The following is a 23,575-nucleotide window of genomic DNA, read 5'->3' as shown; positions in this document are numbered from 1 at the left end:
TATGCTAAACGATAAACTAAAAGATTACAATATCATTTTAGCTTCGGCATCACCTAGGCGTCATGCTTTTTTAAAGTCCATGAATATAGATTTTGAAGTACGTCTTCATCCTGTTGATGAAGTTTATCCCAATACTTTAAAAGGCACTGAAATCACAGATTATTTAGCCAAATTAAAAGCTGAAGCATTTAAAACTCAACTCAAAGAAAAAGATATTTTGATTACTAGCGATACTATTGTTTGGTTAGATGGAAAAGCTATTGAAAAACCAAAAGATAAAGATGATGCCTTCAAAATGATTAAATCCTTGAGTAACAAAACCCATGAGGTAATGACATCAATTTGCTTTACGCAAATCTCAAAACAAACCCTTGTAAATACCATAACCAAAGTAACCTTCAAAGCCCTAACAGACGATGAAATCTGGTACTACGTGGATACATACAAACCACTAGATAAAGCAGGTGCTTACGGTATACAAGAATGGATTGGAGCCATAGGCATCACAAAAATTGACGGTTCTTATAATAATGTGGTAGGTCTGCCAACCCACCTACTTTACGAAACGTTAAATGACATTGCCAACTCATAATCAGATTATAGTTTTACAAAAGCTCGTACTTTAACTAAGTATAAATCTAAAAAACAGAACTAAAATCTACTTCCAAATAATCTATATTTGTTAAAGTCAAATTAACTAAACATGTCAGACTTCTTTACCACCTATCAAACCGAAATTATCTCAACATTTGTACTACTTATTGTGCTTCTCATTATTAGAAGTATCATAGTAGTCGCCGTAAAAAAAATAGGTAAAAAAAGTGGTACAACAGAAGCTAGAGCTAATCTTATAGGTAGATATGTTACAGTAACCCTTGTGCTCATAGCTTTACTTGTTGAAGCATTTATTCTTGGTGCAGAACCACGTGATATTACTCTTGTTTTTTCTTCTGTATTTGCTGTTGTAGGTGTAGCATTATTTGCCATTTGGTCCATTCTAAGCAATATTACTTCTGGCGTTATCATGTTCTTTTCATTTCCATATAAAGTTGGGGACAAAATCAAAATACACGATAAAGACTATCCTGTTGAGGCAATCATAGAAGATATTAGGGCCTTTCAACTCATCCTTAGAGAGGATAACGGTGACCTAGTAACCTACCCAAATAATCTAATTCTTCAAAAAGCTGTAACTTTAATGGAGAAAGATGCTTTAGACGATAGCAGTATTCTTTAAATTATGATTAAAAGACGAACCAAGAAAAAACGTACCCAAGAATCTAAAAAACACATTGGTCAGGTTCCTGGGACACTTATTTATACTGGTCAGAAATCAGATAAAGATTTTCATGTAGAATGCTTTGATTATACCAAAGACCATATAGAAGAATCCATCTTACTCAATATTGAAGATGCTGTAACCTATAAAGAAACAGACTCAGTTACCTGGATAAACGTAGATGGATTAAAGCATACAGATAAGATTGAAGCTATTGGCAAACAATACGATCTACATCCATTAGTTTTAGAAGATATTGTTAATACTTCGCAACGTCCTAAAATAGATGAGTACGACGACTACCTTTTCGTAGTACTCAAAATGCTTTACTATGATGAAGAAGAAAATATTGCTATAGAACAAGTGAGCATTGTTTTAGGTAAAAATTATGTTCTTACTTTTCAGGAATCCGAAGGAGATGTTTTTGGCTCTATTAGAGAGCGTTTACGTCTAGGTAATGGTAGAATAAGAGGGCTAAAATCCGATTATTTAATGTACGCCATAATGGATGCCATTGTAGATAATTATTTCAGTATCATTGAAACATTAGGCAATAAAATAGAAGACTTAGAAACCGAATTATTTTCGGGAAATGCAAGAGAAGATATCAATATAGAGGTTCAACAACTGAAACGTGAAATCCTTAAAGTACGTCGTGCCATTTTCCCGCTTCGCGAAATTACAAATCGTATTGAAAAAGGAGATCATCCATTTATTTATAAGCGTACAATTACCTTTTACAGAGATATTTACGACCATTTAATTCAAGTGTCAGAAAACATTGACATCTATCGTGAAATGATTTGGAGTTTAATGGATATGTACATGACTACCATTAGCAACAAAATGAACGAAGTCATGAAAGTCCTCACTATAATTGCTACCATTTTTATTCCACTTACTTTTATTGCTGGCATCTATGGTATGAATTTCGAGAACATTCCAGAATTGCATTATAAGTACGGCTACCACGTACTTTGGGGAATTATGATTGTATTATTCTTGGCAATGCTTTACTATTTTAAACGCAAGAAGTGGCTGTAAATACTTTACACTCCAAACTTTTTACTTTTTACTTTTTACTAATATCCAACGTTAAACAAAACCTAAAAACAAGGTATTAGTAGCCAACTTTTTTATATTTGAAAGCACACTAACTAATATGTAATATGCACCAGATAAAACTATACCTATTCCTTTTTCTAGGTAGTTTAGTTTCCTTACAAGCCCAACAACCCAAAAAACTCAATGCTTCAGAAATCTACGAAGCCATACAAAAACTAAATGTTTTAGGCTCAGTTTTGTATGTTGCTGCACATCCCGATGATGAAAATACACGTTTGATTTCGTACATGTCTAACCAAGTTAAGGCACGTACAGCCTACCTCTCGCTTACACGTGGTGATGGTGGTCAGAATCTTATTGGGCCAGAGATCAGAGAGTTGTTAGGTGTTATAAGAACTCAAGAATTATTAGCTGCACGTCGAATTGATGGTGGTGAACAGCGCTTTACAAGAGCCAATGATTTTGGCTATTCCAAACATCCAGATGAAACACTTAATATTTGGAACAAGGACGACGTTTTGGCTGATGTCGTTTGGGCTATAAGAACATTTAAGCCAGACGTTATCATAAATCGTTTTGACCATAGAACACCAGGAAGAACCCACGGTCATCATACAAGTTCCGCTATGCTAAGTATGGAAGCTTTTGATTTGGCAAATGACTCTTCAAAATATGCCTCACAATTACAATATACAGACACATGGCAGCCCAAGCGTATATTTTTTAACACCTCATGGTGGTTTTATGGTAGTCAAGAAAACTTTGAAAACGCCGATAAAAGTAATATGCTGAATTTTGATATTGGAGTCTACTATCCTAGTAAAGGGATGTCTAATAACGAAGTCGCTGCTTTGGCAAGCAGCCAACATTTATGCCAAGGTTTTGGACGCTTGTCGCAACGCGGAACAGAGCAAGAATACATTGAGTTTTTAAAAGGAGAACCTCTAGATGAGAGCAATTCTGTTTTTGCAGGAATAGACACATCATGGAATCGCATTGAAGGTGGCGCTGCTATCGGAAAGATTCTTAATGCTGTTGAGCAAAACTTCAACTTTAAAAATCCGACTTCTCACCTACCTCAACTACTGGAAGCTTACAGATTACTTCAAAACATAAAAGATGAGCATTGGAAAACCATTAAAATAAAAGAATTAAAAACTATTATAGAAGCTTGTGCTGGTTTGTATCTCGAAGTTTCAGCCAATACAGCACAGACAGCCCCAAACTCAACGGTAAGTTTAAATATTGAGGTACTTAATCGAAGTTCAGCCGATATTAAATTACTATCCTACAAGTTCTCAACAATAGAAACTGATAATTCTAAGCAAATCCAGCTTCTTGAAAACCAAAAATTCACTTTCAACGAAGGCATAACAATTCCAAAAAACACACATTACACAACACCGTATTGGTTAAATAAAAAGAGTACTTTAGGCATGTATCATGTAGATAATCCTGCATGGATCGGAAAACCTGAAACACCAAGGGCGGTTACCGTAGATTTTAATCTCAACATTGCCGGCACACCAATTACAATAACAAAACCTGTGGTCTACAGATATTCAAAACCAGATAAAGGTGAATTGTATAGACCGTTTGAGATTATACCCGAAGTTTCGGCTAGCATTTCAGATAAAGTTTTCATTTTTGATAATGACCATCAAAAAGATATTGAAGTGACCGTAAAAGCAGGTCGTGATGCTGTTGAGGGTTATGTTCAACTAGCGTACCCAAATGACTGGAATGTGTATCCGGAAAAACAAAAAATCGAAATTGTAAATAAAGGCGACATACAAAAAGTCGTCTTTACAGTATATCCACCAAAAGGTCAAAGTGAGGGTTTCATTACGCCAATTATTAATATTAATGGAGAATTTTATACCGATGAGCTCATTGAAATAGACTACAGTCATATCCCTTACCAAACCGTTTTAATGCCAAGCATGAGCAAAATTGTACGACTAGATATTGAAAAGCGTGGGAATAACATTGGCTATATTGAAGGTGCCGGTGATGTCGTACCTGAAAGCTTAAGACAAATCGGTTACAATGTGACCCTAATAAAGCCAGAGCAAATTTCAGCGGAAAATCTTATGAATTTTGATGCCATCGTTGTTGGTATAAGAGCTTATAATGTTTTAGACGATTTAAAATTCAAGCAGAAATTCTTATTAGATTATGTAAAAGAAGGTGGCAACATGATTGTTCAATACAATACAAGTAGAGGTATTAAAACCGACAATATTGCGCCATACGATTTACGATTATCTAGAGATCGCGTTACTGATGAAGCCGCTGAAGTAACTATTCTTCAGCCTAACCATCCGCTTTTAAATTTCCCAAACAAAATCACGTTTCAGGATTTTGAGGGTTGGGTACAAGAACGAGGATTGTACTTTCCAGATGAGTGGTCTGGAGAATTTACACCACTTTTAGCTATGAATGATAAAGGCGAAACCTCCAAAGAAGGAAGCCTATTGGTCGCCAAATATGGTGAAGGCAACTATATTTACACAGGCTTAAGCTTCTTTAGGGAATTTCCAGCCGGTGTCTCTGGTGCTTATCGCCTATTTGCCAACTTACTTTCCGCTGGAAAAGAAAAAAATAAAACACTGAAAAACTAACAACCAACAACTGATTAATATGCACAACCAAGACCAACCTCAACCAAAACAAAAATGGGATAAGATGTACACCATTGTACTTATTGCCAATGCACTATACATTGTTTTATTTTATTTTATAACGGCATCATTCGCTTAGGCCTATGCAACAAACTTTAGACTGGATAGACTGGACGGTTTTAATAGCCACCTTAGCTACTATTGTTGGTTATGGGACGTGGAAGACCAGAGGTAGCAAAAATGTTCAGGATTATGTAAGAGGTGGAAATACCAGCAAATGGTGGACTATTGGTTTATCCGTCATGGCAACGCAAGCTAGTGCAATCACCTTTTTATCCACTACTGGTCAGGCATTTTCTGATGGAATGGGATTTGTACAATTCTATTTTGGTTTGCCAATTGCCATGGTTATTATCTGTCTCGTTTTTATTCCTATTTACCATCGTCTAAAAGTTTATACGGCTTACGAATTTCTTGAAAATCGTTTCGATTTAAAAACCAGAACCCTAACAGCAATACTCTTTTTAATTCAACGTGGCCTAGCCGCAGGTATCACCATATTTGCACCTGCTATTATTCTTTCTGTAGTCTTAGGTTGGAACATTGTAACCTTAAATATTATTATCGGTGTTTTGGTAATTATCTACACTGTTTCTGGCGGCACTAAAGCAGTAACTGTAACCCAGAAACAGCAGATGTTTGTCATTTTTGCTGGTATGGTAGCGGCATTAATCATTATAATTAATCTAATTCCCAAAGAAGTTTCTTTTATAGATGCAGTTGATATTGCTGGTGCTACAGGTAAAATGCAAGTATTGGATTTTTCTTTCGATTTAGAGAATCGCTATACTGTTTGGACTGGTTTAATTGGCGGCACGTTTTTGATGCTATCCTATTTTGGTACAGATCAAAGTCAAGTGCAACGTTACCTCTCTGGCAGAAGTATGAAAGAAATGCAAATGGGCTTATTGTTTAATGGTTTGCTAAAAGTACCTATGCAATTCTTTATTCTTTTGGTTGGTGTAATGGTATTTGTGTTTTATCAGTTTAATCCTGCTCCTTTAAATTTTATTGATAAATCTACCGAAACGGTTTTAGCATCAGAATATGGAAATGAGTACAGAGCACTTCAAGATAAGCAAGCTGAACTTTTTGATATGAAACAAAGGTTGAGTTTAGCTTATGCAAAAAACGATAACCCTGAATTAAAACAAGAACTATCACAAATAGACAGTATAGAAAAAACATATCGTTTAGAATCTAAAGTTCTTATCAAAAAAACTATCGATCCTGAATATGCAAGTAAATATGATGCTCTAAAAAAAGAAATATATGAAAACACTTTAGGTTTAATGAAGAAGGGCACCTATAATGAAAAAATCGAAGAACTAAACGAATTATCAAAGGAGGCTGCCAAAGACACACAAACCAATGACAGAGACTATATGTTTATTCGGTTTATCCTCAATCATTTACCAACAGGTTTAATTGGTTTATTGTTGGCTGTGATTCTTTCGGCAGCAATGTCATCTACAGCATCAGAAATTAATGCTTTAGCTACCATTACCTCGATTGATTTATACGGTAGAAATCTTAAGGAAGACAGGGGCGAATCACATATGGTTAACATGACCAAATGGTTTACCCTTGGTTGGGGAATTATTGCTATCACTATAGCATGTTTTGCCAATTTAGCTGAAAACTTAATTCAATTGGTAAATATTATTGGCTCTATATTTTATGGAAATGTACTCGGCATTTTCTTACTAGCCTTTTTCTTTAAACGAGTTAAAGGTAATGCGGTTTTTATAAGTGCACTTATAACACAACTTATCGTTATAATTGGTTGGTGGCTCGATTGGATGCCTTATTTATGGTTAAATTTATTTGGATGTGTCCTCGTTATTATCATAGCACACATTACGCAGCTATTTCTATCTAAACAACAAGATATTGGAGACTAAAACAGTTAAATGGGGAATTATTGGTGCCGGAAAGATTGCCACAAAATTTGCTCAAGACCTAAGTACAATTCCTGATGCTAAACTCTATGCTATAGCGTCGATAAATCTTGAAAAGGCTAAGAAGTTTGGTATGGAATTCAATGCTGATGTCGCCTACGGCAATTATGGCCAACTTGCTTCAGATCCGAAAGTTGATGCAGTTTACATAGCCACACCACATAGTTTTCATAAAGAACATACCATCCTATGCTTAAAACACGATATTCCTGTTTTATGTGAAAAGCCCTTAGCGATGAACCTTGAAGAAGTCGAAGCCATGATTCGACTATCAAAAGAAAAGAACACGCTTTTAATGGAAGCTATGTGGACCATTTTTCTTCCGCATTTTAAATATGCCCTGGACTTACTAGAGAAAAAACATTTTGGAGAACTAAAAAAACTCGAAGCAGATTTTGGTTTTAAGCCAGAATATGATGAAACATCTAGACTTTTTAATAAATCTATAGGTGGAGGAAGCCTTTTAGATATTGGTATCTACCCAATCTTTGCGGCACTTTCAAGTTTAGGTAATCCAGATAATATTAAGGCAAATGCTGAATTCTTTCCAACTGGCGTGGATTCGGAATGCCATATGACTTTTCAATACAAAAATGCAGTTGCAAATCTTAAGAGCACTTTAAAAGAGGAAACTAAAACAGAAGCTATTTTTTATTGCGAAAATGGCATAATACAAATAAATGGTCGTTTTCATGAACCTTCTTCAGTAACATTAATTGATAGTGAAGGGAACCAAACCTTAAAGACATTTGATTATAAAACCATTGGTTACAGTTATGAAATAGAGCATTTCAGTCAATTGATTAGAGAGGGTAGAACTAAAAGCAACATCATGACTTTTGAAAAAAGCAGAGAACTAATTTCTACTTTAGATTTGGTTCGGAAACAAATTGGTTTAGTCTACAAATAAAAAACGCAACCCTAAAGAGTTGCGCTTAATATTATATTTTAAAATAAAATTACATAGCACCCCATTCTTTTAAGGAGTCTTTATTCATTTTTACATAATCATCATTACCAGCGGCTTTGGCACCTTCAAGAGATTTCTTAGCAGCTTCAATAGCTCCTTTTTTATCACCATTAGCTGCATGTATTAAAGATTGTTGTCTTAAAAACCAAAAACGAGGTTGGTCTTTTGTCATCTCAACAGCTTTGTCTATCCACTTCATAGCTTGGTCTAAGTCCTTACCTTCAGATAAATTATAAACTGCAGCAGAATAATAATCGCCTGCTGAAGGACCTGACATTACATTTTTGATAGAAGCAGATACTTTTTCTTCTGTTGGTACCTTAACTGTTACAGCAGCATACGTTTTTTCCCATATAAAACCAATATTCACAGAATTGTTGGTTAAATCGTCAAAACCTATAGTCCAAGTTTCAACATCCATTGGCATGTCATAAACTTTGGCACTACCTTTAGCGGCAACTTTAGAATCATCCCATTCTGCTGGCGTTCCCCAGTTATTGGTATCTGTATAGAAATAAACAGTCCAAGAATCCTTATCAGGAGCTATGAAAATTGCATAAGAGCCTGCTTTTAGTTTGGTACCATCTACAGTAACATCATCACTAAAAGTAACAATAGTATTTTTATTAGCGCCAGCACGCCACATCTTTCCATAAGGAACTAAATCCCCAAATATTTTTCTTCCTTTCATACTCGGACGAGAGTATTCTAGGGTTACATCTGTTAAGCCAACCTTTTGTTCAATTTTTGTAAGAGGACTTGGTTGAGGTGTTTCCACCTGTGCATTTACCGTAAACATTAAAGTCAAGGCAAAAGCAAAAAGTACTAGTTTTTTCATTTTATAAATGTTGATTAATGTTTTGTTAAAATTACAATATAACTCAAGTTAAGTATGTTAACGAATACCTAAAAATGAAAAATTAACATTGAAATGAGATCCAATAATTAATTTAATCGTAATATTGCAATATACAAATATTGGAAATCATGGGATTGACAAAAAGTGAAATATTTACTGACACTCAAAATAAAATTGCCTCTCTAGCAAAAGCATTTGCACATCCGGCTAGAGTAGCCATCTTACATCAACTGTTCAAAACTAACACGTGTATTTGTGGTGATTTGGTTGAAGAAATAGGATTAGCACAAGCTACTATTTCCCAGCATTTAAGAGAATTAAAAAATTTGGGCCTGATTAAAGGAAATATTGAAGGCACGAGTGTTTGCTACTGTATCGATGAAGTAAAGTGGGCCGAAATGAAAACTATTCTTATCTCTTTTTTTGACCAAAACATTAAAAACAACTGCTGTTAAATAAAAAATATTAATATCATGAAAACCGAACAAGAACTTAAAAACATCGTAAAAGAACGATATGCTAAAATTGCCGAACAAGGCAAAACTGAAAATGCTTCATCTTGTTGTGGAGCCACTACTCCATCCAATAAAGTTTATAACATCATGATGGACGATTACTCTGAAACTAAAGGATATGTCAGCGATGCGGATTTAGGTTTAGGTTGTGGTTTACCAACACTATTTGCACAAATTCAAAAAGGAGACACAGTTATAGATTTAGGTTCTGGTGCTGGAAACGATTGTTTTGTGGCAAGACATGAGACGGGTAGTGAAGGAAAAATCATTGGTATAGACTTCACACCGATTATGATTGAAAAAGCTCGTATCAATGCTGAAAAACTTGGTTATAACAATGTAGAATTTAGGGAAGGTGATATAGAAAACATGCCTGTTTCTGATACTATTGCTGATGTTATCGTCAGTAATTGTGTGCTTAATCTAGTGCCCAACAAACAAAAAGTTATTAGTGAAATTTATAGAGTTTTAAAACCTGGTGGTCATTTTAGTATTTCAGATATAGTCTTAGTTGGTAATTTACCAAAGGCTTTAAAAGAAGATGCCGAAATGTATGCTGGTTGTGTAGCTGGTGCCATCCAAAAAGAGGAGTATTTAAACCACATTTCTGATCAAGGTTTTGTAAACATTACTATTCAAAAAGAAAAGCCTATTACTATTCCGGATGATATTCTAAGTAAGTATTTGAATGAAGAGATGACCAAACAGTTTAACTCTGATAATGTCGGTATTTTTAGTATTACAGTGTATGCTGAAAAACCTGGAAAAAAGGAAAAGAAACCAAAACTTCAATTAGCAGAAATTACTAATGATGAGCCGTGCTGCTCGCCAGATGGCAACTGTTGTTAAACCATATAAAATCACTAACCAAGCATGATATTTTCAAAATTATCAGAAAAAATAGATAGTCTTGATACAACTATAATTTCAGAAGAAAGGAAAGCTGTTTTACAACCTTTAATAGATTTTATCCAATCTAAACTTGATGCTAAAACCACTGTAAACCTAAATTTCATCTGTACACACAATTCCAGAAGAAGTCATTTATCTCAAGCTTGGGCTCAAGCTATGGGCTCATATTTTGGAATCAAAAATCTGTTTTGCTATTCAGCAGGTACAGAGGCTACAGCATTATTCTCTGTGGCTGCAGAAACACTTTCTAACTCAGGCTTTAAAGTTGATAAACTTTCCGAAGGAAGTAATCCTGTTTACAGTTTAAAATACGCTGAAAACACGCACCCTATCATAGGGTTTTCAAAAACGATTACTTCAAATTTTAATCCTAAAACTGGTTTCGCTGCAATTATGACCTGTTCTTCAGCTGATCAAGGTTGTCCATTTATTGCAGGTGCAGAACAACGTATACCTATTACTTACGAAGATCCGAAAGTTGCCGATGGCACACCACAACAGGCTGAAAAGTACTTTGAGCGTAGTACTCAAATTGCTACTGAAATGAAGTTTATCTTTTCTCAAATTAAGTTATAGTCATTCATGAAAAAGAAACTAAGTTTTTTAGATAGTTACTTAACTGTATGGATATTCTTAGCCATGATTTTGGGAGTTAGCATAGGTTATATTTTTCCAAAATTTCCAGAACTTATAAATTTATATAGTAGTGGCCCTACAAACATCCCTATTGCTATCGGACTTATTTTAATGATGTATCCACCACTGGCAAAAGTTAATTATAGCTTACTTCCAAAGGTTTTTAAAGATGTAAAAATATTGTCTATTTCCTTAGTGTTAAACTGGATTATAGGTCCTGTTTTAATGTTTGTTTTAGCCATAATCTTTTTACAAGATTATCCAGAATATATGATAGGTCTCATTCTTATTGGTTTGGCCCGTTGTATTGCAATGGTGTTAGTATGGAACGATTTAGCAGAAGGAAGTAGTGAATATGGCGCTGGTTTAGTAGCTTTAAACAGTGTTTTTCAGGTTTTTGGTTATAGTTTTTACGCTTACCTATTTATTACTGTACTTCCTCCCTATTTTGGGTTTGAAGGTACCATTGTCGATATCTCTATTGCGACTATTGCAGAAAGTGTTGCCATTTATTTAGGAATACCATTTCTACTTGGTATCTTATCACGTGTTATTCTTGTAAAACTCAAAGGTGAAACATGGTACACCAAAAAATTTATTCCAACCATTTCTCCATTAACACTTATTGCTTTACTATTTACAATTGTGATAATGTTTTCGTTAAAAGGAGAACTTATTGTTGAAATCCCAGGAGATGTACTCATCATTGCAATCCCGTTATTAGTTTATTTTACCCTAATGTTTTTTATCGGTTTTTTTGTTAGTAAAGCTATGAAAGCGCCATATGATAAAAATGCGGCAATCTCATTCACAGCTGCTGGCAATAATTTTGAATTAGCGATTGCTGTATCCATTGCTGTATTCGGTCTTAACTCTGGACAAGCTTTTACTGGAGTTATTGGTCCTTTAGTAGAAGTACCTGCATTAATTTTATTAGTGCGAGTGGCTTTTTGGCTTCGAAAAAAATACTATTTACCACTAAAACCTTAACCTTGAACTCTGCTTACTATATATTTTGGAGTTAAATTTTGTTTAACTTTTTATATAATAGATTAAACATTTCCTATCTTTACATTGTAAAATTATTACAATGGCAAAAAAGAAAAACATCAAACAATCAGACATCATTTCGGGTTACATGGACTATGTTTTAACGCACAGCCAACAGCCAAAATCAGTTTATGTCTTTGCTAAGGATAACAATTTTGAAGAGCAACACTTTTATGAATTCTTTTCATCTTTTGACGCTTTAGAGCAATCCATTTTCAAAATATTTTTTGACAATACTCTTGAGATTCTCGAAAAAAGTGAAGACTACTTATCCTATGACGCTCGCAATAAATTGTTAAGCTTTTATTTTACCTTTTTTGAAATTTTAACAGCCAATAGAAGTTATGTGGCATACGCTTTAAGTGACCATAAAAATTCATTAAAAACGTTACGTACGCTTGCACCTCTTAAGCAACGTTTTACCAATTACATTGAATTGTTGGATATAAAAACAATAGATTTAAAGCAAGAACAATTAATGAGGTTACAGCAAAGAAGTCTTAAGGAGTCAGCGTGGCTACAATTATTAATGACTATCAAGTTTTGGCTTGATGATACTTCACCATCTTTTGAAAAAACAGATGTCTTTATTGAAAAATCTGTTAGAGCTAGTTTTGACCTCATAGACACCACTCCATTAAAAAGTATTATTGATTTTGGAAAGTTTATATACAAGGAAAAAATCCACATGAACTAAATGAAAACAATTGATAGCATTCCTATTTCAAAAATCTCAAGAGCATCCAAACTTGTTACAACGGGAGCCAAAGTTGGTGTTAACTATTTAAAATACTATGGTGATAAGATGGTTAATTCTGAACAAGACGCCAAAGAACGTCTTAATCAGAACAATGCAGAAGATATTTATGACAGCCTAAAAAAACTAAAAGGGAGTGCCCTTAAGGTGGCGCAAATGTTAAGTATGGAAAAAAGCATTCTGCCCAAAGCTTATGTAGAGAAATTTTCGCTTTCTCAATTTTCCGTACCACCACTGTCACCACCTTTAGTTATAAAAACATTTAAAAAATATTTTGGAAAACATCCCGAAGAATTATTTGATACTTTCAACGCAACTTCAGTCAACGCTGCCAGTATAGGTCAAGTCCATATTGCAGAGAAGAATGGGAAAAAATTTGCTGTGAAAATCCAATATCCTGGAGTTGCGGAAAGTATCGCATCTGATTTGGCCCTAGTAAAACCAGTAGCCATTAAAATGTTTAATATCAAAGGAAAGGATTCTGATAAATATTTTAAGGAAGTTGAAGACAAGCTTACGGAAGAAACTAATTATAAATTAGAAATCGAACAAAGTAAAGCGGTTGTTGAAGCCTGCAAACATATTCCAAACCTAAAGTTTCCTAACTACTACGAAGAATTCTCATCTGAGCGTATCATCACTATGGACTACATGGCGGGAGAACACCTTTCAGAATTTGCAAGCCATAATACTGATCGTAATTTGTCAACTAAGTTAGGTCAAGCCCTTTGGGATTTTTACATGTTTCAAATTCACAATCTTAAAAAAGTTCATGCCGACCCACATCCAGGTAATTTTTTAATCTCAAAGAAAGGTGAATTGATTGCCATTGATTTTGGATGTATGAAAGCTATTCCAGAAGAATTCTACAAGCCTTATTTCGAGTTGGCCAATGAAGACACAGTTAACAACCCAGAAGCATTTAAGGCTAAATTGTATGAGCTCGAAATTCTAAGACCTGATGATACTGAAGAAGAAATTCTATTCTTTACAGATATGTTTCACGAATTACTTAGCTTATTTACACAACCGTTTCATTCTGAAGTATTCGATTTTTCAGACGCTCAATTCTTTGGAAAAATCACAGAAATGGGCCAAAAATATTCAAAGAGCACAGAATTGAGAAGCATGAACGGTAATAGAGGTTCTAAACATTTTATATACATCAACCGAACGTTCTTTGGCTTGTATAACCTCATGTTTGATTTAAAAGCAGAAAATATTAAGATCAACAATTTTATAAATCTGTAAATGGCAGAATTCAGTAGTAATGATATTGACCAAATGCATCACCTCTACCGCATCAACTTAATAAACAGTTGCAGCGGCTACAAATCTGCAAATCTTATAGGTACAAAAGATAATTTTGGCACTAGTAATGTTGCAGTCTTTAGTTCCATTACGCATTTAGGTTCAAACCCTGCATTACTCGGATTCTTTCTAAGACCAACTACAGTAGTAAGAAACACATACGATAATATTCGATCCACAGGAACATATACCATCAATCATATTTACGAAGATATTCTAGAAGAAGCGCATCACACTTCTGCTAAGTACGACTCCCAAATTTCAGAATTTGACGTTACAAGTTTAGAAGAAGAATATAAAGACGATTTTTTTGCTCCATTTGTAAAAGGCTCACCCATACAAATGGCAATGTCTTATGTTGAAGAATATCCAATAAAGGTCAACAATACAATTTTATTAATTGGTAAAATTGAAAAATTGTATGTTCCTGATGGCTTATTGGACAAAGATGGTTTTATCAATTTATCAAAAGGTAAAGTAGCTACCATCAATGGTTTAGACGGCTATGCTGTACCCGAATTAAAAAAGCGACTAGAATACCAACGACCAAAACCAGAATTTGCAATTCCTAATGACTGATGCAAATACTAATTACAGGTACAACAGGCTATATTGCCAAAAGACTCGCCCTTCAATTACTTGAAGATGGGCATGAGTTGGTTTGTTGTGTTCGTGATTTAAACCGTATCCCAGACGAAATTGAAGAGCACCCACGATGTTCTTTTATTAAAATGGATTTTTTAAGTCCAGAGCCTGGTAAAATTCCTAAAACAATCGATGCTGCCTACTATTTAATCCATTCTATGGCTACCAATGCTGATGATTTTGAAGATTTAGAGCGTCAATGTGCACAAAACTTTAAAAATCTAATAGAAGTCACGCAATGTAAACAAGTTATTTATTTAAGTGGAATTGTCAATGATGATTCGCTTTCCAAACATTTAAAATCACGTTTACAAGTTGAAGAAACCTTAAGATCAAATCAATATGCCTTAACTACCTTTAGAGCTGGTATTATAGTTGGTAGCGGAAGTGCCTCATTTGAAATTATAAGGGATATTGTTGAGAAACTACCGGTTATGATTACCCCAAAGTGGTTAAACACCAAAACACAACCTATTGGTATTCGAGATGTACTTGCGTATTTATCGAGAGGATTAGGCAAAGAAAAACTTTATAATAAATCTTATGATATTTTTGGACCCGAAATTCTCACCTATAAAGAAATGCTCTTGCAGTTTGCCAAGGTAAGAGGTCTAAAACGTTACATCTATACCTTGCCTGTGCTAACACCCAAACTTTCTTCTTACTGGCTCTATTTTGTTACCTCTACCTCATTTCAATTGGCGCAAGCCCTTGTAGACAGTATGAAAGTGGAAGTCATCGGAAAATCTAGCAATATTAATGAGTACCTTGATATTGAGCCCCTAACCTACAAACAAGCTGTAGATCTGGCTTTTCAACGCATAGAACAAAATAGTGTGATTTCTAGTTGGAAAGATGCGGTTAGCAGTGGCCGTTTTAAAGATCAACTCTCAAAACACATCGAACTACCACAATTTGGATGCTTTAAGGACATACGTTCAAAGACAATTATAGATGAAGCTTATACTCTGGATAAAATTTGGGGTATTGGTGGACGCAATGGATGGTACAGCTTTAATGGCCTATGGAAAATTAGAGGGCATATAGACAAACTGTTTGGAGGTGTTGGCTTAAGACGTGGGCGTACACATGATACCTATTTAGAACCTGGCGATCCGTTAGATTTTTGGCGTGTCTTGTTTGCTGACAAAAATGAAAAGCGACTTTTATTATTTGCCGAAATGAGACTCCCTGGTGAGGCATGGTTAGAGTTCAAAATCGTGAAAGATAAATTATACCAACGCGCCGTTTTTAGACCCAAAGGTGTTTGGGGAAGATTGTATTGGTATATGGTATTACCATTTCATGCCTTTGTGTTTAAGGGAATGATAAATGCACTTGTTAACCCCAAATGAAAGGAGTAAAAAAACAGAATCTACCCACAAAACTTTGCCCTACTTGCGGTAGACATTTTACATGGCGTAAAAAATGGTCCAAAGACTGGGAAAACGTAAAATATTGTAGTGAAAGATGCAGAAGACAGAGAAAGTAAAACTAGTTTGGTTTAGAAACGACTTAAGAATAAAAGATAATAGTGTTTTAGCAGAAGCGTGTAAAAACGGTAATGCTGTTATAGGTGTCTATTGTTTTGACCCAAGACACTTTGAGGTTAACCAATTTGGTTTCAAAAAAACCGAAAGGTATAGAGCCAAATTTCTTATCGAAACTATTCATGATTTAAAAAAACAATTGAGCCAACTAAATATCGATTTGTTAGTGTATCATGATTTACCGGAGAATATCATATCTACACTATGTGAAGCTTATCAAGTCACCCACATATTTCTTCAAAAAGAATGGACGCAAGAAGAAGTTGATGTCGAAAATACCGTAAAATCAAAAACAGAAAACATCAGTTGGCAGGCCATTTACAATCAATTTTTATTCCATCCAGATGACATTAATTTTGAGATTAAAAAAACACCTCAGGTGTTTACTGATTTTAGAAAAAAGTTAGAAAAGTATATAGATGTAAGAAAAGAATCCTTAATCGTAAAACAACCTGAAAACAATAGAGTAGAGAACAAAACTACGATTCCGACTCTAAGAGATTTAGGCTTTGAAAACTTTGAAACACATCCACATTCCGCCTTTCCTTTTAAAGGTGGAGAAACAGATGCTCTAAAAAGACTTAACGACTATTTCTTCAATACCAAAAAACTAGGCTTTTATAAGAAAACGAGAAATGGCCTGGTAGGTAAAGATTATAGTTCAAAATTTTCCCCTTGGCTAGCTAATGGTAGCATTTCAGCTAAAACCATTTACTGGAAGGTAAAACAATTTGAAAAAGAGTATTTTAAAAATGAATCAACGTATTGGTTAATTTTTGAATTGATATGGCGTGATTATTTTAAATACATCTCGTTAAAACATGGTAATCAGATTTTTAAAATAGAGGGTATTTTGAATAAGACTTACGAATGGTCAATCAATAAAAAACTCATTGAGCAATGGATTAATGGAGAAACTGCTTCTGATTTTGTAAATGCCAACATGATAGAACTCAAAGAAACTGGTTGGATGAGTAATCGTGGTCGACAAAACGTGGCTAGTTATTTTGCCAAGGAATTAGAACTCGACTGGCGAATCGGAGCTGCCTATTTTGAGTCCCTCCTACTCGACTATGACGTGCACAGTAATTATGGAAATTGGATGTACGTTGCTGGAGTTGGCAATGACCCACGAGACCGCAAATTCAACGTACAACTGCAAGCAGAACGTTACGATAGTAATGGAAAGTTTAGAAGCCTTTGGTTGCAACCCAGTCTATTTTAACATGAAAAAAACTGAATTCATACTTCTTTTCCCTCATCAACTGTTTAAGAATTCGCCAATTCTAGAGATTGATGCTGATATCTACCTCATTGAAGAATATTTATTCTTTAAACACTATAAATTTCATAAGCAGAAGATAGCATTCCATAGGGCTTCGATGAAAGCTTATGAAGATTATTTAACATCCAGAGGCAAAACCGTAAATTACATTGAAGCAATTTCAGATTTACATGACGTACGTAAGTTGATCCCAAAATTATTTGAGGAAGGTGCGGAAACGCTTCACATTATCGACCCAACAGATAATTGGTTACAAAAACGTATCAATCAATTTAAAAATGACATCAACATTCGATGGTACGACAGTCCATTGTTTATCAATACCAAAGAAGACTTAAGCTTATTTTTTAAGCCCAACAAGAAGAAATTCTTTCAAACTTCATTTTATAAAGCCCAAAGAAAAGATCGAAATGTCTTAATGATCAATGGTGAACCTGAGGGTGGAAAATTGACTTACGATTCCGATAACCGCAAAAAGTATCCAAAATATAAAATACCACCAAACATTCAATTCCCCAATAAAACCAAAATTAATAAAGAAGCGGAAAAATATGTTGAAGAGCACTTCAGCAACCATTACGGTGAATTAAATGATTTCATCAACTACCCTACAGACTTTAAATCTGCCGAACAATGGCTACATCAGTTTTTTGAATACCGTTTCCATGAGTTTGGCGCTTACGAAGACGCTATAGTAAAAGAGGAACATTTTTTAAATCACAGTCTTTTATCACCACTGATTAATGTTGGCTTAATTCTTCCTTTAGAGGTGATTGAAAAAGCTATTGAGTATGCAAACACAAATGATATACCTATCAATTCTACCGAAGGTTTTGTAAGACAAATTTTAGGTTGGCGTGAGTTTATTAGAGGGGTTTATGAAGTAAAGGGCACCGAAGAACGCACCAAAAACTTTTGGAACTTTAATCGTAAAATCCCTGCCTCCTTTTATGACGGTAGCACAGGCATAAAACCTATTGACGATGTTATAAAAAAAGTTTTAAAAACAGGTTATGCACATCATATAGAACGCTTGATGATTTTGGGCAACTTTATGGTGCTCTGCGAATTCGATCCAGATGACGTTTACCAATGGTTTATGGAATTGTTTATAGATGCCTACGATTGGGTAATGGTACCAAATGTTTATGGCATGAGTTTATTTGCAGATGGTGGTTTAATGTCTACAAAACCTTATATAAGCAGCAGTAATTATATAATGAAAATGAGTAACTACGGCAAAGGTAATTGGCAAGATACATGGGATGGCTTATTCTGGAGGTTTATGGATAAACATCGTGATTTTTTTGCAAGTAATCCAAGATTAAATATGCTTTTAGGCAACTTAGACCGTATGAAGAAAGAGACCTTGGAAAATCATTTTAGTAATGCCGAAAAATTTCTCAACAATTTATCATGACCAGTAAACCACATATCAACATTGTTTGGCTAAAGCGTGATTTAAGGCTTGAAGATAATGAGGCCATTGCCAATGCTTTACAATCTGGTAAACCTACACTTCTAATTTATGCTTTTGAACATCTTCTTTTAAATGATAACCACTACAGTGAACGCCATTTTAATTTTATTAAAGAATCCATACGAGATATCAATATCCAATTAAAGCCTTTTGGCACCAAGGTATTATCGGTAACAGGAGACATTCAATCTGTATTTAACCTCATTCAGTCATTCTACAAAATAGATGCCATTTATTCTCACTTAGAAACTGGGATTTTGGTAACCTATAATAGAGACAAGGAGTTTTCTCGCTATTGCAGAAATAACTTTATCTCATGGAAAGAAAGTAAAAACAATGGTGTAGAACGCGGATTATTAAACAGAGAAAATTGGTTAGAGGAGTGGGAAAACTATATGAATCAACCTATAGAGATTTTTAATCCCATGCCTAATCAATTGCTATCACTTGAAGAAATTTCTCGTTTAGAAAGTGTCCTTACTGTTACCGATTTAGATACTCCCGAAAAAACTAAATTTCAAAAAGGTGGAACTACTACGGCTTGGAAATATGCCAATTCATTTTTTGAGAGTCGTTACAAAGACTACATGTTCAACATATCAAAACCTGAGGCATCTCGCACAAGTTGTAGTAGACTTTCACCTTATATTTCTTGGGGCAATGTTTCCATTCGACAAATATTTCAAAAGGGTCAAAAAATAAAAGAAGCATCCAAAGACAAACGTCATATTGGTGCATTTCTATCACGTTTGCGCTGGCAAGCACATTTTATTCAAAAGTTTGAAATGGAACACACAATGGAGAATGCTAGTGTAAACAAAGGCTACCATAAACTCAAAAAGAGTATCTCCTTACAATATCAAAAAGCTTGGCGCGAGGGACAAACCGGCTTTCCTTTGGTAGATGCGAGCATGCGCTGCTTAATAGAAACAGGCTATGTAAATTTTAGAATGCGCGCTATGTTGGTGTCATTTTTTACGCATATTTTATGGCAGCCTTGGCAGCATGCTTCGGAACATTTATCGCAATTGTTTTTGGATTTTGAGCCAGGCATTCATTTTCCGCAATTGCAAATGCAAGCGGGCGAAACCGGTATAAATAATCTAAGAATCTACAATCCAACACTCAATGGGCTAAAACATGATACTGATGCGGAATTCATAAAAAAATGGGTACCAGAGTTAGCACATTTAGATATCCCTTTTATTCACGAGCCCTATTTAATGACAGAATTAGAGCAAGGGCTTTACAATTTTAAACTGGGAGTAGATTACCCAGAACCAATTGTTGACATTAAAGAAAACCGAAAACGAGCAAGTGATATTCTTTGGAATATGAAGACGGATCCCGAAGTTCAGAAAGAAAGTTTTCGGATATTAAAACGTCATACGCTACAAGATAGAAGTCGCCTTTTAAAAAGCAACTAAACTTTAGCTTGCCTTGTAGAATTTTACTTTCATAATTCTCTGTTAATTTTTGTTTAACTATTAAATCAAAAAGTTAAACATTTGTATCTTTACAGTATTATGATACTAAATACCACACATCACAATCCTGAACACAAGCAAATTATTGCCGACCTAGTTGGCAATCCCTTTAGTTTGGTACAGAAATTGAAAATGAAAGGTATAGGATCTAAACGAATGATTGTAGATGAAGTGAGCACGAACATGCAAAGCATGATGAATACAGTTGCTGATATAAATTATGCCAACATTGAATTAAGACCAAAAGGGATTTTGGTAATGATTAACCAAGGTTTGAAAAACTTTACTTGGATTATTCCATATTATCAACTTGTTATTTACAAAGTGAATGGCTCTAGTTTACATGCGCAAGGACGATTTATTCATTTCAGAAATAGTAAAACATTTAGAGAGAATAAAAAGTTTTTTGACAAACTACTAGATGAGAAAGTAAAATATGATATGCGATTTTCAATGCCTGCAACTATATGACCTTAAATGAAAGAGATATAGACCGCATAATAGAAATGGCCTGGGAAGACAGAACGCCTTTTGAAGCTATTACTTTTCAGTTTGGACTAAAAGAACAAGAGGTTATAGAACTGATGCGCCGAGAAATGAAACCTAGCAGTTTTAGAATGTGGAGAGCGCGTGTGCAAGGCAGAGCAACTAAACATAAAAATAAAAGAACGTTTGACAAGGGCAGATTTAAATGTTCGCGTCAAAGAACAATAACAAACAACTCTATTTCAAAACGTTAACTCGTGCTTTGATTTAAGCTTGGAGTACTTAAAGACAGCACATTAAAAAGATGCTATGAATACAAAAGCAATTTCCAAAAAGAATGGTCAAAACTTAAACGGATTTTCGGTTGAAGATATTGGTGATGACCACCTATTCACTAGCCTAGATACACCTATGAAGCCAAATGCTTTCGATATGTCTGATGACGAGAAAAAGCAGCGTATTTCAATTCTGTTTTCAGAAATTATGGATGTTCTAGGCCTAGATTTAAACGATGATTCTCTAAGTGGAACACCAGATCGTGTAGCCAAGATGTATGTTGAAGAAATCTTCTCTGGCTTAGACCCAAAAAACAAACCTAAGGTGGCACTATTTGACAATAAGTATCAATACAATCAAATGCTTGTTGAAAAAGACATCACTTTCTATTCCAATTGCGAACATCACTTCGTCCCGATTATTGGAAAGGCTCATGTGGCTTATAAATCTTCAGGCAAAGTGATCGGTTTATCTAAATTGAACAGAATTGTTCAATATTATGCTAAACGTCCGCAAGTACAAGAACGTTTAACACAACAAATAGCCAACGAACTTAAAACTGTTTTAGAAACAGATGATGTTGCTGTAATTATTGATGCAAAACACCTTTGTGTATCATCTAGAGGTGTTAAAGATGATACTTCATCGACAGTTACAACCTATTATGGCGGTGAATTTAATAGTCCAGAAAAAATTGTTGAATTACAAAACTATATAAATAATTAGCTATGGATATTTTAGAAAGAGCTTTGGAATTTGAGCAAGAAAAAAGAAAATCATTATCTACTAGTGATCGTGTTAAAATCTCTAGAGAAGCAAAGTCGCTTATTTTAGGCCTAAACGAAATTTACAAAAAAAATAAGGATCAAAGTATAATGGATACCATGAAACGACTTACAGCAATAAAGCGAAAAATCGAAAAACGTCTTCATGGAAAACATCTATTAACAGGTATTTAGTGTTATGAAAACTATTATTGTTGTAGGTGGAAGCAAAGGTATTGGCAATGCGATTGTCTCGTCCCTGCTTTCTTCACAAAAAGTAATAAATATAAGCAGAACAGCACCTGAGCAATCTCATGATAATTTGAAGCATTATTCGTGCGATGTCATCAATGATGAATTGCCTGATATTGAAGCCGCTGATGGTTTAGTCTACTGTCCTGGAAGTATTAATTTAAAACCCATTAATCGTCTTAGTCTTGATGACTTTAGGGATGATTTTGAAATTAATGTTTTAGGTGCTGTAAAAACCATTCAGAAATACCTTCCGGTTTTAAAAAATGGAAATCAACCTGCTATCGTATTGTTTAGTACAGTTGCTTCCAAACTAGGCATGCCGTTTCACGCTAGTGTTGCTGCCTCTAAATCTGCCATTGAGGGTTTAACAAAATCCATTGGGGCTGAACTAGCACCCACAGTGAGGATCAATGCCATTGCACCCACAGTTACAGATACGGATTTAGCCTCAAAATTATTGCGCAATGAAAGAATGATTGAAAATATGACCGAACGCCACCCTCTAAAAAAGTACCTTAAACCTGAAGAAGTTGCAGATATGGCTACATTTTTATTGTCTGAGAAAGCCGCTTCGTTATCTGGACAAATCTTTGAAATGGACTGCGGAATTGTAAGTTTTAAAATTTAGATTATGAATCTACTAAAAGCTTTTGTAGGCACTTTGACTATAACAGATAAGAATATTGTACAAAAAGCAACACAGTCATTGTATGATATAAAAATAAATGACTTACAAGGTAAGCCTATAGACTTATCCAACTTTAAAGGAAAAAAAATTCTGTTTATTAATGTGGCCTCAAAATGTGGTTTTACACCACAATACAGAGAATTACAAAAACTTTACGAAACATATCAGGAGCAACTTGTAATTATTGGTGTTCCTTGCAATCAATTTGGCTCACAAGAACCTGGCAATCCAAATGAAATTAAAGAGTTCTGTGAAATCAATTATGGTGTCTCATTTCCAATTACTGAAAAAATAGAGGTTAAAGGTTCAAATCAACATCCACTGTACCAATGGTTAACCAAAAAGCAACTAAATGGAAACCAAAATTCAACAGTAAAGTGGAATTTTCAGAAATATCTAATTGATGAAAATGGTGAGTTTATAGATTTTTTCTACTCTATTACAAAACCGATGAATCCTAGAGTTACCAAATATTTAAATTAAATCTATATGTTTGGGTTGTTTAAAAAAACATCTGAAGTTGATAAACTTCAAAAGAAATATGAAAAACTAATGGCAGAATGGCATCAACTCTCAACGACCAATCGTGCCAAAAGTGATGAAAAGTATGCTGAGGCTCAAAAAGTTTTGGAACAATTGGAGGCTCTTAAATAATTTAAC

At 34.5% G+C, this 23,575-nt stretch carries 26 protein-coding genes; 25 read left to right on the top strand and 1 reads right to left on the bottom strand.

The window, feature by feature from the left end; genetic code table 11:
- The first annotated feature begins 1 nt into the window (after position 1).
- From ACPX19_RS10750 to ACPX19_RS10725, 6 genes are all read left to right on the top strand, one after another.
- Positions 2-592, top strand: a complete 591-nt coding sequence (locus ACPX19_RS10750) for a Maf-like protein (RefSeq protein WP_426430006.1) — start codon at positions 2-4, stop codon at positions 590-592.
- 111 nt (positions 593-703) lie between these two features.
- On the top strand, positions 704-1,237 hold the full coding sequence (locus tag ACPX19_RS10745; RefSeq protein ID WP_426430005.1) for a mechanosensitive ion channel domain-containing protein: 534 nt from the start codon (positions 704-706) through the stop codon (positions 1,235-1,237).
- A 3-nt stretch (positions 1,238-1,240) separates the two neighbouring features.
- Positions 1,241-2,323 (top strand): magnesium/cobalt transporter CorA, encoded by a 1,083-nt coding sequence (gene corA, locus ACPX19_RS10740; RefSeq protein WP_426430004.1) that lies wholly within the window; start codon positions 1,241-1,243, stop codon positions 2,321-2,323.
- Between the two features lie 125 nt (positions 2,324-2,448).
- Positions 2,449-4,968: a PIG-L family deacetylase gene (locus ACPX19_RS10735; RefSeq protein ID WP_426430003.1), complete on the top strand. Its 2,520-nt coding sequence runs from the start codon at positions 2,449-2,451 to the stop codon at positions 4,966-4,968.
- Between the two features lie 143 nt (positions 4,969-5,111).
- Positions 5,112-6,932 carry a sodium:solute symporter gene (locus ACPX19_RS10730; protein WP_426430002.1) on the top strand — a complete coding sequence of 607 codons (1,821 nt, stop codon included), beginning with the start codon at positions 5,112-5,114 and terminating at the stop codon, positions 6,930-6,932.
- Positions 6,922-7,899 (top strand): Gfo/Idh/MocA family protein, encoded by a 978-nt coding sequence (locus ACPX19_RS10725; protein WP_426430001.1) that lies wholly within the window; start codon positions 6,922-6,924, stop codon positions 7,897-7,899. The genes ACPX19_RS10730 and ACPX19_RS10725 overlap by 11 nt, the downstream gene beginning before the upstream one ends.
- A gap of 49 nt (positions 7,900-7,948) precedes the next feature.
- On the opposite strand, the gene ACPX19_RS10720 is transcribed toward ACPX19_RS10725, so the two are convergent.
- Positions 7,949-8,797 (bottom strand): DUF2911 domain-containing protein, encoded by an 849-nt coding sequence (locus tag ACPX19_RS10720; RefSeq protein WP_426430000.1) that lies wholly within the window; start codon positions 8,795-8,797, stop codon positions 7,949-7,951.
- 149 nt (positions 8,798-8,946) lie between these two features.
- Here ACPX19_RS10720 and ACPX19_RS10715 point away from each other — a divergent pair, with 149 nt between their 5' ends.
- The 19 genes from ACPX19_RS10715 (at position 8,947) to ACPX19_RS10625 (ending at position 23,569) form a co-directional block, all read left to right on the top strand.
- The gene (locus ACPX19_RS10715; RefSeq protein ID WP_426429999.1) at positions 8,947-9,273 is read left to right on the top strand and encodes an ArsR/SmtB family transcription factor; all 327 of its coding nucleotides are present in this window, start codon (positions 8,947-8,949) and stop codon (positions 9,271-9,273) included.
- A gap of 18 nt (positions 9,274-9,291) precedes the next feature.
- Positions 9,292-10,182 (top strand): arsenite methyltransferase, encoded by an 891-nt coding sequence (locus ACPX19_RS10710; RefSeq protein ID WP_426429998.1) that lies wholly within the window; start codon positions 9,292-9,294, stop codon positions 10,180-10,182.
- 24 nt (positions 10,183-10,206) lie between these two features.
- Positions 10,207-10,821, top strand: coding sequence for a protein-tyrosine-phosphatase (locus ACPX19_RS10705; RefSeq protein ID WP_426429997.1), 615 nt, complete (start codon positions 10,207-10,209; stop codon positions 10,819-10,821).
- Between the two features lie 6 nt (positions 10,822-10,827).
- On the top strand, positions 10,828-11,871 hold the full coding sequence (gene arsB, locus ACPX19_RS10700; protein ID WP_426429996.1) for an ACR3 family arsenite efflux transporter: 1,044 nt from the start codon (positions 10,828-10,830) through the stop codon (positions 11,869-11,871).
- Positions 11,872-11,971: 100 nt separating this feature from the next.
- Positions 11,972-12,628: a TetR family transcriptional regulator C-terminal domain-containing protein gene (locus ACPX19_RS10695; RefSeq protein ID WP_426429995.1), complete on the top strand. Its 657-nt coding sequence runs from the start codon at positions 11,972-11,974 to the stop codon at positions 12,626-12,628.
- Complete coding sequence (locus tag ACPX19_RS10690; RefSeq protein WP_426429994.1) at positions 12,629-13,939, top strand: ABC1 kinase family protein; 1,311 nt, start codon at positions 12,629-12,631, stop codon at positions 13,937-13,939.
- On the top strand, positions 13,940-14,578 hold the full coding sequence (locus ACPX19_RS10685; protein WP_426429993.1) for a flavin reductase family protein: 639 nt from the start codon (positions 13,940-13,942) through the stop codon (positions 14,576-14,578).
- Positions 14,578-15,999 carry an SDR family oxidoreductase gene (locus ACPX19_RS10680; RefSeq protein ID WP_426429992.1) on the top strand — a complete coding sequence of 474 codons (1,422 nt, stop codon included), beginning with the start codon at positions 14,578-14,580 and terminating at the stop codon, positions 15,997-15,999. Before ACPX19_RS10685 ends, ACPX19_RS10680 begins: the two co-directional genes overlap by 1 nt.
- Positions 15,996-16,136 carry a DUF2256 domain-containing protein gene (locus ACPX19_RS10675; protein ID WP_426429991.1) on the top strand — a complete coding sequence of 47 codons (141 nt, stop codon included), beginning with the start codon at positions 15,996-15,998 and terminating at the stop codon, positions 16,134-16,136. Before ACPX19_RS10680 ends, ACPX19_RS10675 begins: the two co-directional genes overlap by 4 nt.
- Positions 16,115-17,419, top strand: a complete 1,305-nt coding sequence (locus ACPX19_RS10670; RefSeq protein ID WP_426429990.1) for a DASH family cryptochrome — start codon at positions 16,115-16,117, stop codon at positions 17,417-17,419. Before ACPX19_RS10675 ends, ACPX19_RS10670 begins: the two co-directional genes overlap by 22 nt.
- A 1-nt stretch (position 17,420) precedes the next feature.
- Entirely contained in the window at positions 17,421-18,899 is a 1,479-nt protein-coding gene (locus ACPX19_RS10665) for a cryptochrome/photolyase family protein (RefSeq protein WP_426429989.1), read from the top strand.
- Positions 18,896-20,386: a deoxyribodipyrimidine photo-lyase/cryptochrome family protein gene (locus ACPX19_RS10660; RefSeq protein ID WP_426429988.1), complete on the top strand. Its 1,491-nt coding sequence runs from the start codon at positions 18,896-18,898 to the stop codon at positions 20,384-20,386. Before ACPX19_RS10665 ends, ACPX19_RS10660 begins: the two co-directional genes overlap by 4 nt.
- Before the next feature lie 99 nt (positions 20,387-20,485).
- Positions 20,486-20,917, top strand: coding sequence for a hypothetical protein (locus tag ACPX19_RS10655; RefSeq protein ID WP_426429987.1), 432 nt, complete (start codon positions 20,486-20,488; stop codon positions 20,915-20,917).
- Positions 20,914-21,186, top strand: coding sequence for a TIGR03643 family protein (locus ACPX19_RS10650; RefSeq protein WP_426429986.1), 273 nt, complete (start codon positions 20,914-20,916; stop codon positions 21,184-21,186). The genes ACPX19_RS10655 and ACPX19_RS10650 overlap by 4 nt, the downstream gene beginning before the upstream one ends.
- A 55-nt stretch (positions 21,187-21,241) precedes the next feature.
- A complete protein-coding gene (folE, locus tag ACPX19_RS10645) occupies positions 21,242-21,934 on the top strand; it encodes a GTP cyclohydrolase I FolE (protein ID WP_426429985.1) in 693 nt (230 codons plus the stop codon).
- 2 nt (positions 21,935-21,936) lie between these two features.
- A complete protein-coding gene (locus ACPX19_RS10640) occupies positions 21,937-22,167 on the top strand; it encodes a hypothetical protein (protein WP_426429984.1) in 231 nt (76 codons plus the stop codon).
- A gap of 4 nt (positions 22,168-22,171) precedes the next feature.
- On the top strand, positions 22,172-22,855 hold the full coding sequence (locus ACPX19_RS10635) for an SDR family NAD(P)-dependent oxidoreductase (protein ID WP_426429983.1): 684 nt from the start codon (positions 22,172-22,174) through the stop codon (positions 22,853-22,855).
- A 3-nt stretch (positions 22,856-22,858) separates the two neighbouring features.
- Positions 22,859-23,398, top strand: a complete 540-nt coding sequence (locus ACPX19_RS10630) for a glutathione peroxidase (RefSeq protein WP_426429982.1) — start codon at positions 22,859-22,861, stop codon at positions 23,396-23,398.
- Between the two features lie 6 nt (positions 23,399-23,404).
- On the top strand, positions 23,405-23,569 hold the full coding sequence (locus ACPX19_RS10625) for a Lacal_2735 family protein (protein ID WP_426429981.1): 165 nt from the start codon (positions 23,405-23,407) through the stop codon (positions 23,567-23,569).
- Positions 23,570-23,575 lie beyond the last annotated feature (6 nt).

The organism is Winogradskyella sp. HB-48 (genome assembly GCF_049942685.1).
In the GTDB taxonomy this organism is placed as follows: domain Bacteria; phylum Bacteroidota; class Bacteroidia; order Flavobacteriales; family Flavobacteriaceae; genus Winogradskyella.
The sequence above is the reverse complement of the archived record's forward strand: the minus strand, read 5'-3'. Positions and strand labels throughout refer to the sequence as shown.

Bases quoted from the DNA above. Each gene is read 5' to 3' on its own strand.
- ACPX19_RS10720 (WP_426430000.1), bottom strand. From the start codon at position 8,797: ATGAAAAAACTAGTACTTTTTGCTTTTGCCTTGACTTTAATGTTTACG.
- ACPX19_RS10675 (WP_426429991.1), top strand. From the start codon at position 15,996: ATGAAAGGAGTAAAAAAACAGAATCTACCCACAAAACTTTGCCCTACT.
- ACPX19_RS10690 (WP_426429994.1), top strand. From the start codon at position 12,629: ATGAAAACAATTGATAGCATTCCTATTTCAAAAATCTCAAGAGCATCC.
- ACPX19_RS10730 (WP_426430002.1), top strand. From the start codon at position 5,112: ATGCAACAAACTTTAGACTGGATAGACTGGACGGTTTTAATAGCCACC.
- ACPX19_RS10745 (WP_426430005.1), top strand. From the start codon at position 704: ATGTCAGACTTCTTTACCACCTATCAAACCGAAATTATCTCAACATTT.
- ACPX19_RS10670 (WP_426429990.1), top strand. From the start codon at position 16,115: ATGCAGAAGACAGAGAAAGTAAAACTAGTTTGGTTTAGAAACGACTTA.
- ACPX19_RS10735 (WP_426430003.1), top strand. From the start codon at position 2,449: ATGCACCAGATAAAACTATACCTATTCCTTTTTCTAGGTAGTTTAGTT.
- ACPX19_RS10650 (WP_426429986.1), top strand. From the start codon at position 20,914: ATGACCTTAAATGAAAGAGATATAGACCGCATAATAGAAATGGCCTGG.
- ACPX19_RS10715 (WP_426429999.1), top strand. From the start codon at position 8,947: ATGGGATTGACAAAAAGTGAAATATTTACTGACACTCAAAATAAAATT.
- ACPX19_RS10640 (WP_426429984.1), top strand. From the start codon at position 21,937: ATGGATATTTTAGAAAGAGCTTTGGAATTTGAGCAAGAAAAAAGAAAA.
- ACPX19_RS10655 (WP_426429987.1), top strand. From the start codon at position 20,486: ATGATACTAAATACCACACATCACAATCCTGAACACAAGCAAATTATT.
- folE (WP_426429985.1), top strand. From the start codon at position 21,242: ATGAATACAAAAGCAATTTCCAAAAAGAATGGTCAAAACTTAAACGGA.
- corA (WP_426430004.1), top strand. From the start codon at position 1,241: ATGATTAAAAGACGAACCAAGAAAAAACGTACCCAAGAATCTAAAAAA.
- ACPX19_RS10705 (WP_426429997.1), top strand. From the start codon at position 10,207: ATGATATTTTCAAAATTATCAGAAAAAATAGATAGTCTTGATACAACT.
- ACPX19_RS10635 (WP_426429983.1), top strand. From the start codon at position 22,172: ATGAAAACTATTATTGTTGTAGGTGGAAGCAAAGGTATTGGCAATGCG.
- ACPX19_RS10680 (WP_426429992.1), top strand. From the start codon at position 14,578: ATGCAAATACTAATTACAGGTACAACAGGCTATATTGCCAAAAGACTC.
- ACPX19_RS10750 (WP_426430006.1), top strand. From the start codon at position 2: ATGCTAAACGATAAACTAAAAGATTACAATATCATTTTAGCTTCGGCA.
- ACPX19_RS10685 (WP_426429993.1), top strand. From the start codon at position 13,940: ATGGCAGAATTCAGTAGTAATGATATTGACCAAATGCATCACCTCTAC.
- ACPX19_RS10630 (WP_426429982.1), top strand. From the start codon at position 22,859: ATGAATCTACTAAAAGCTTTTGTAGGCACTTTGACTATAACAGATAAG.
- ACPX19_RS10660 (WP_426429988.1), top strand. From the start codon at position 18,896: ATGACCAGTAAACCACATATCAACATTGTTTGGCTAAAGCGTGATTTA.
- arsB (WP_426429996.1), top strand. From the start codon at position 10,828: ATGAAAAAGAAACTAAGTTTTTTAGATAGTTACTTAACTGTATGGATA.
- ACPX19_RS10695 (WP_426429995.1), top strand. From the start codon at position 11,972: ATGGCAAAAAAGAAAAACATCAAACAATCAGACATCATTTCGGGTTAC.
- ACPX19_RS10625 (WP_426429981.1), top strand. From the start codon at position 23,405: ATGTTTGGGTTGTTTAAAAAAACATCTGAAGTTGATAAACTTCAAAAG.
- ACPX19_RS10665 (WP_426429989.1), top strand. From the start codon at position 17,421: ATGAAAAAAACTGAATTCATACTTCTTTTCCCTCATCAACTGTTTAAG.
- ACPX19_RS10710 (WP_426429998.1), top strand. From the start codon at position 9,292: ATGAAAACCGAACAAGAACTTAAAAACATCGTAAAAGAACGATATGCT.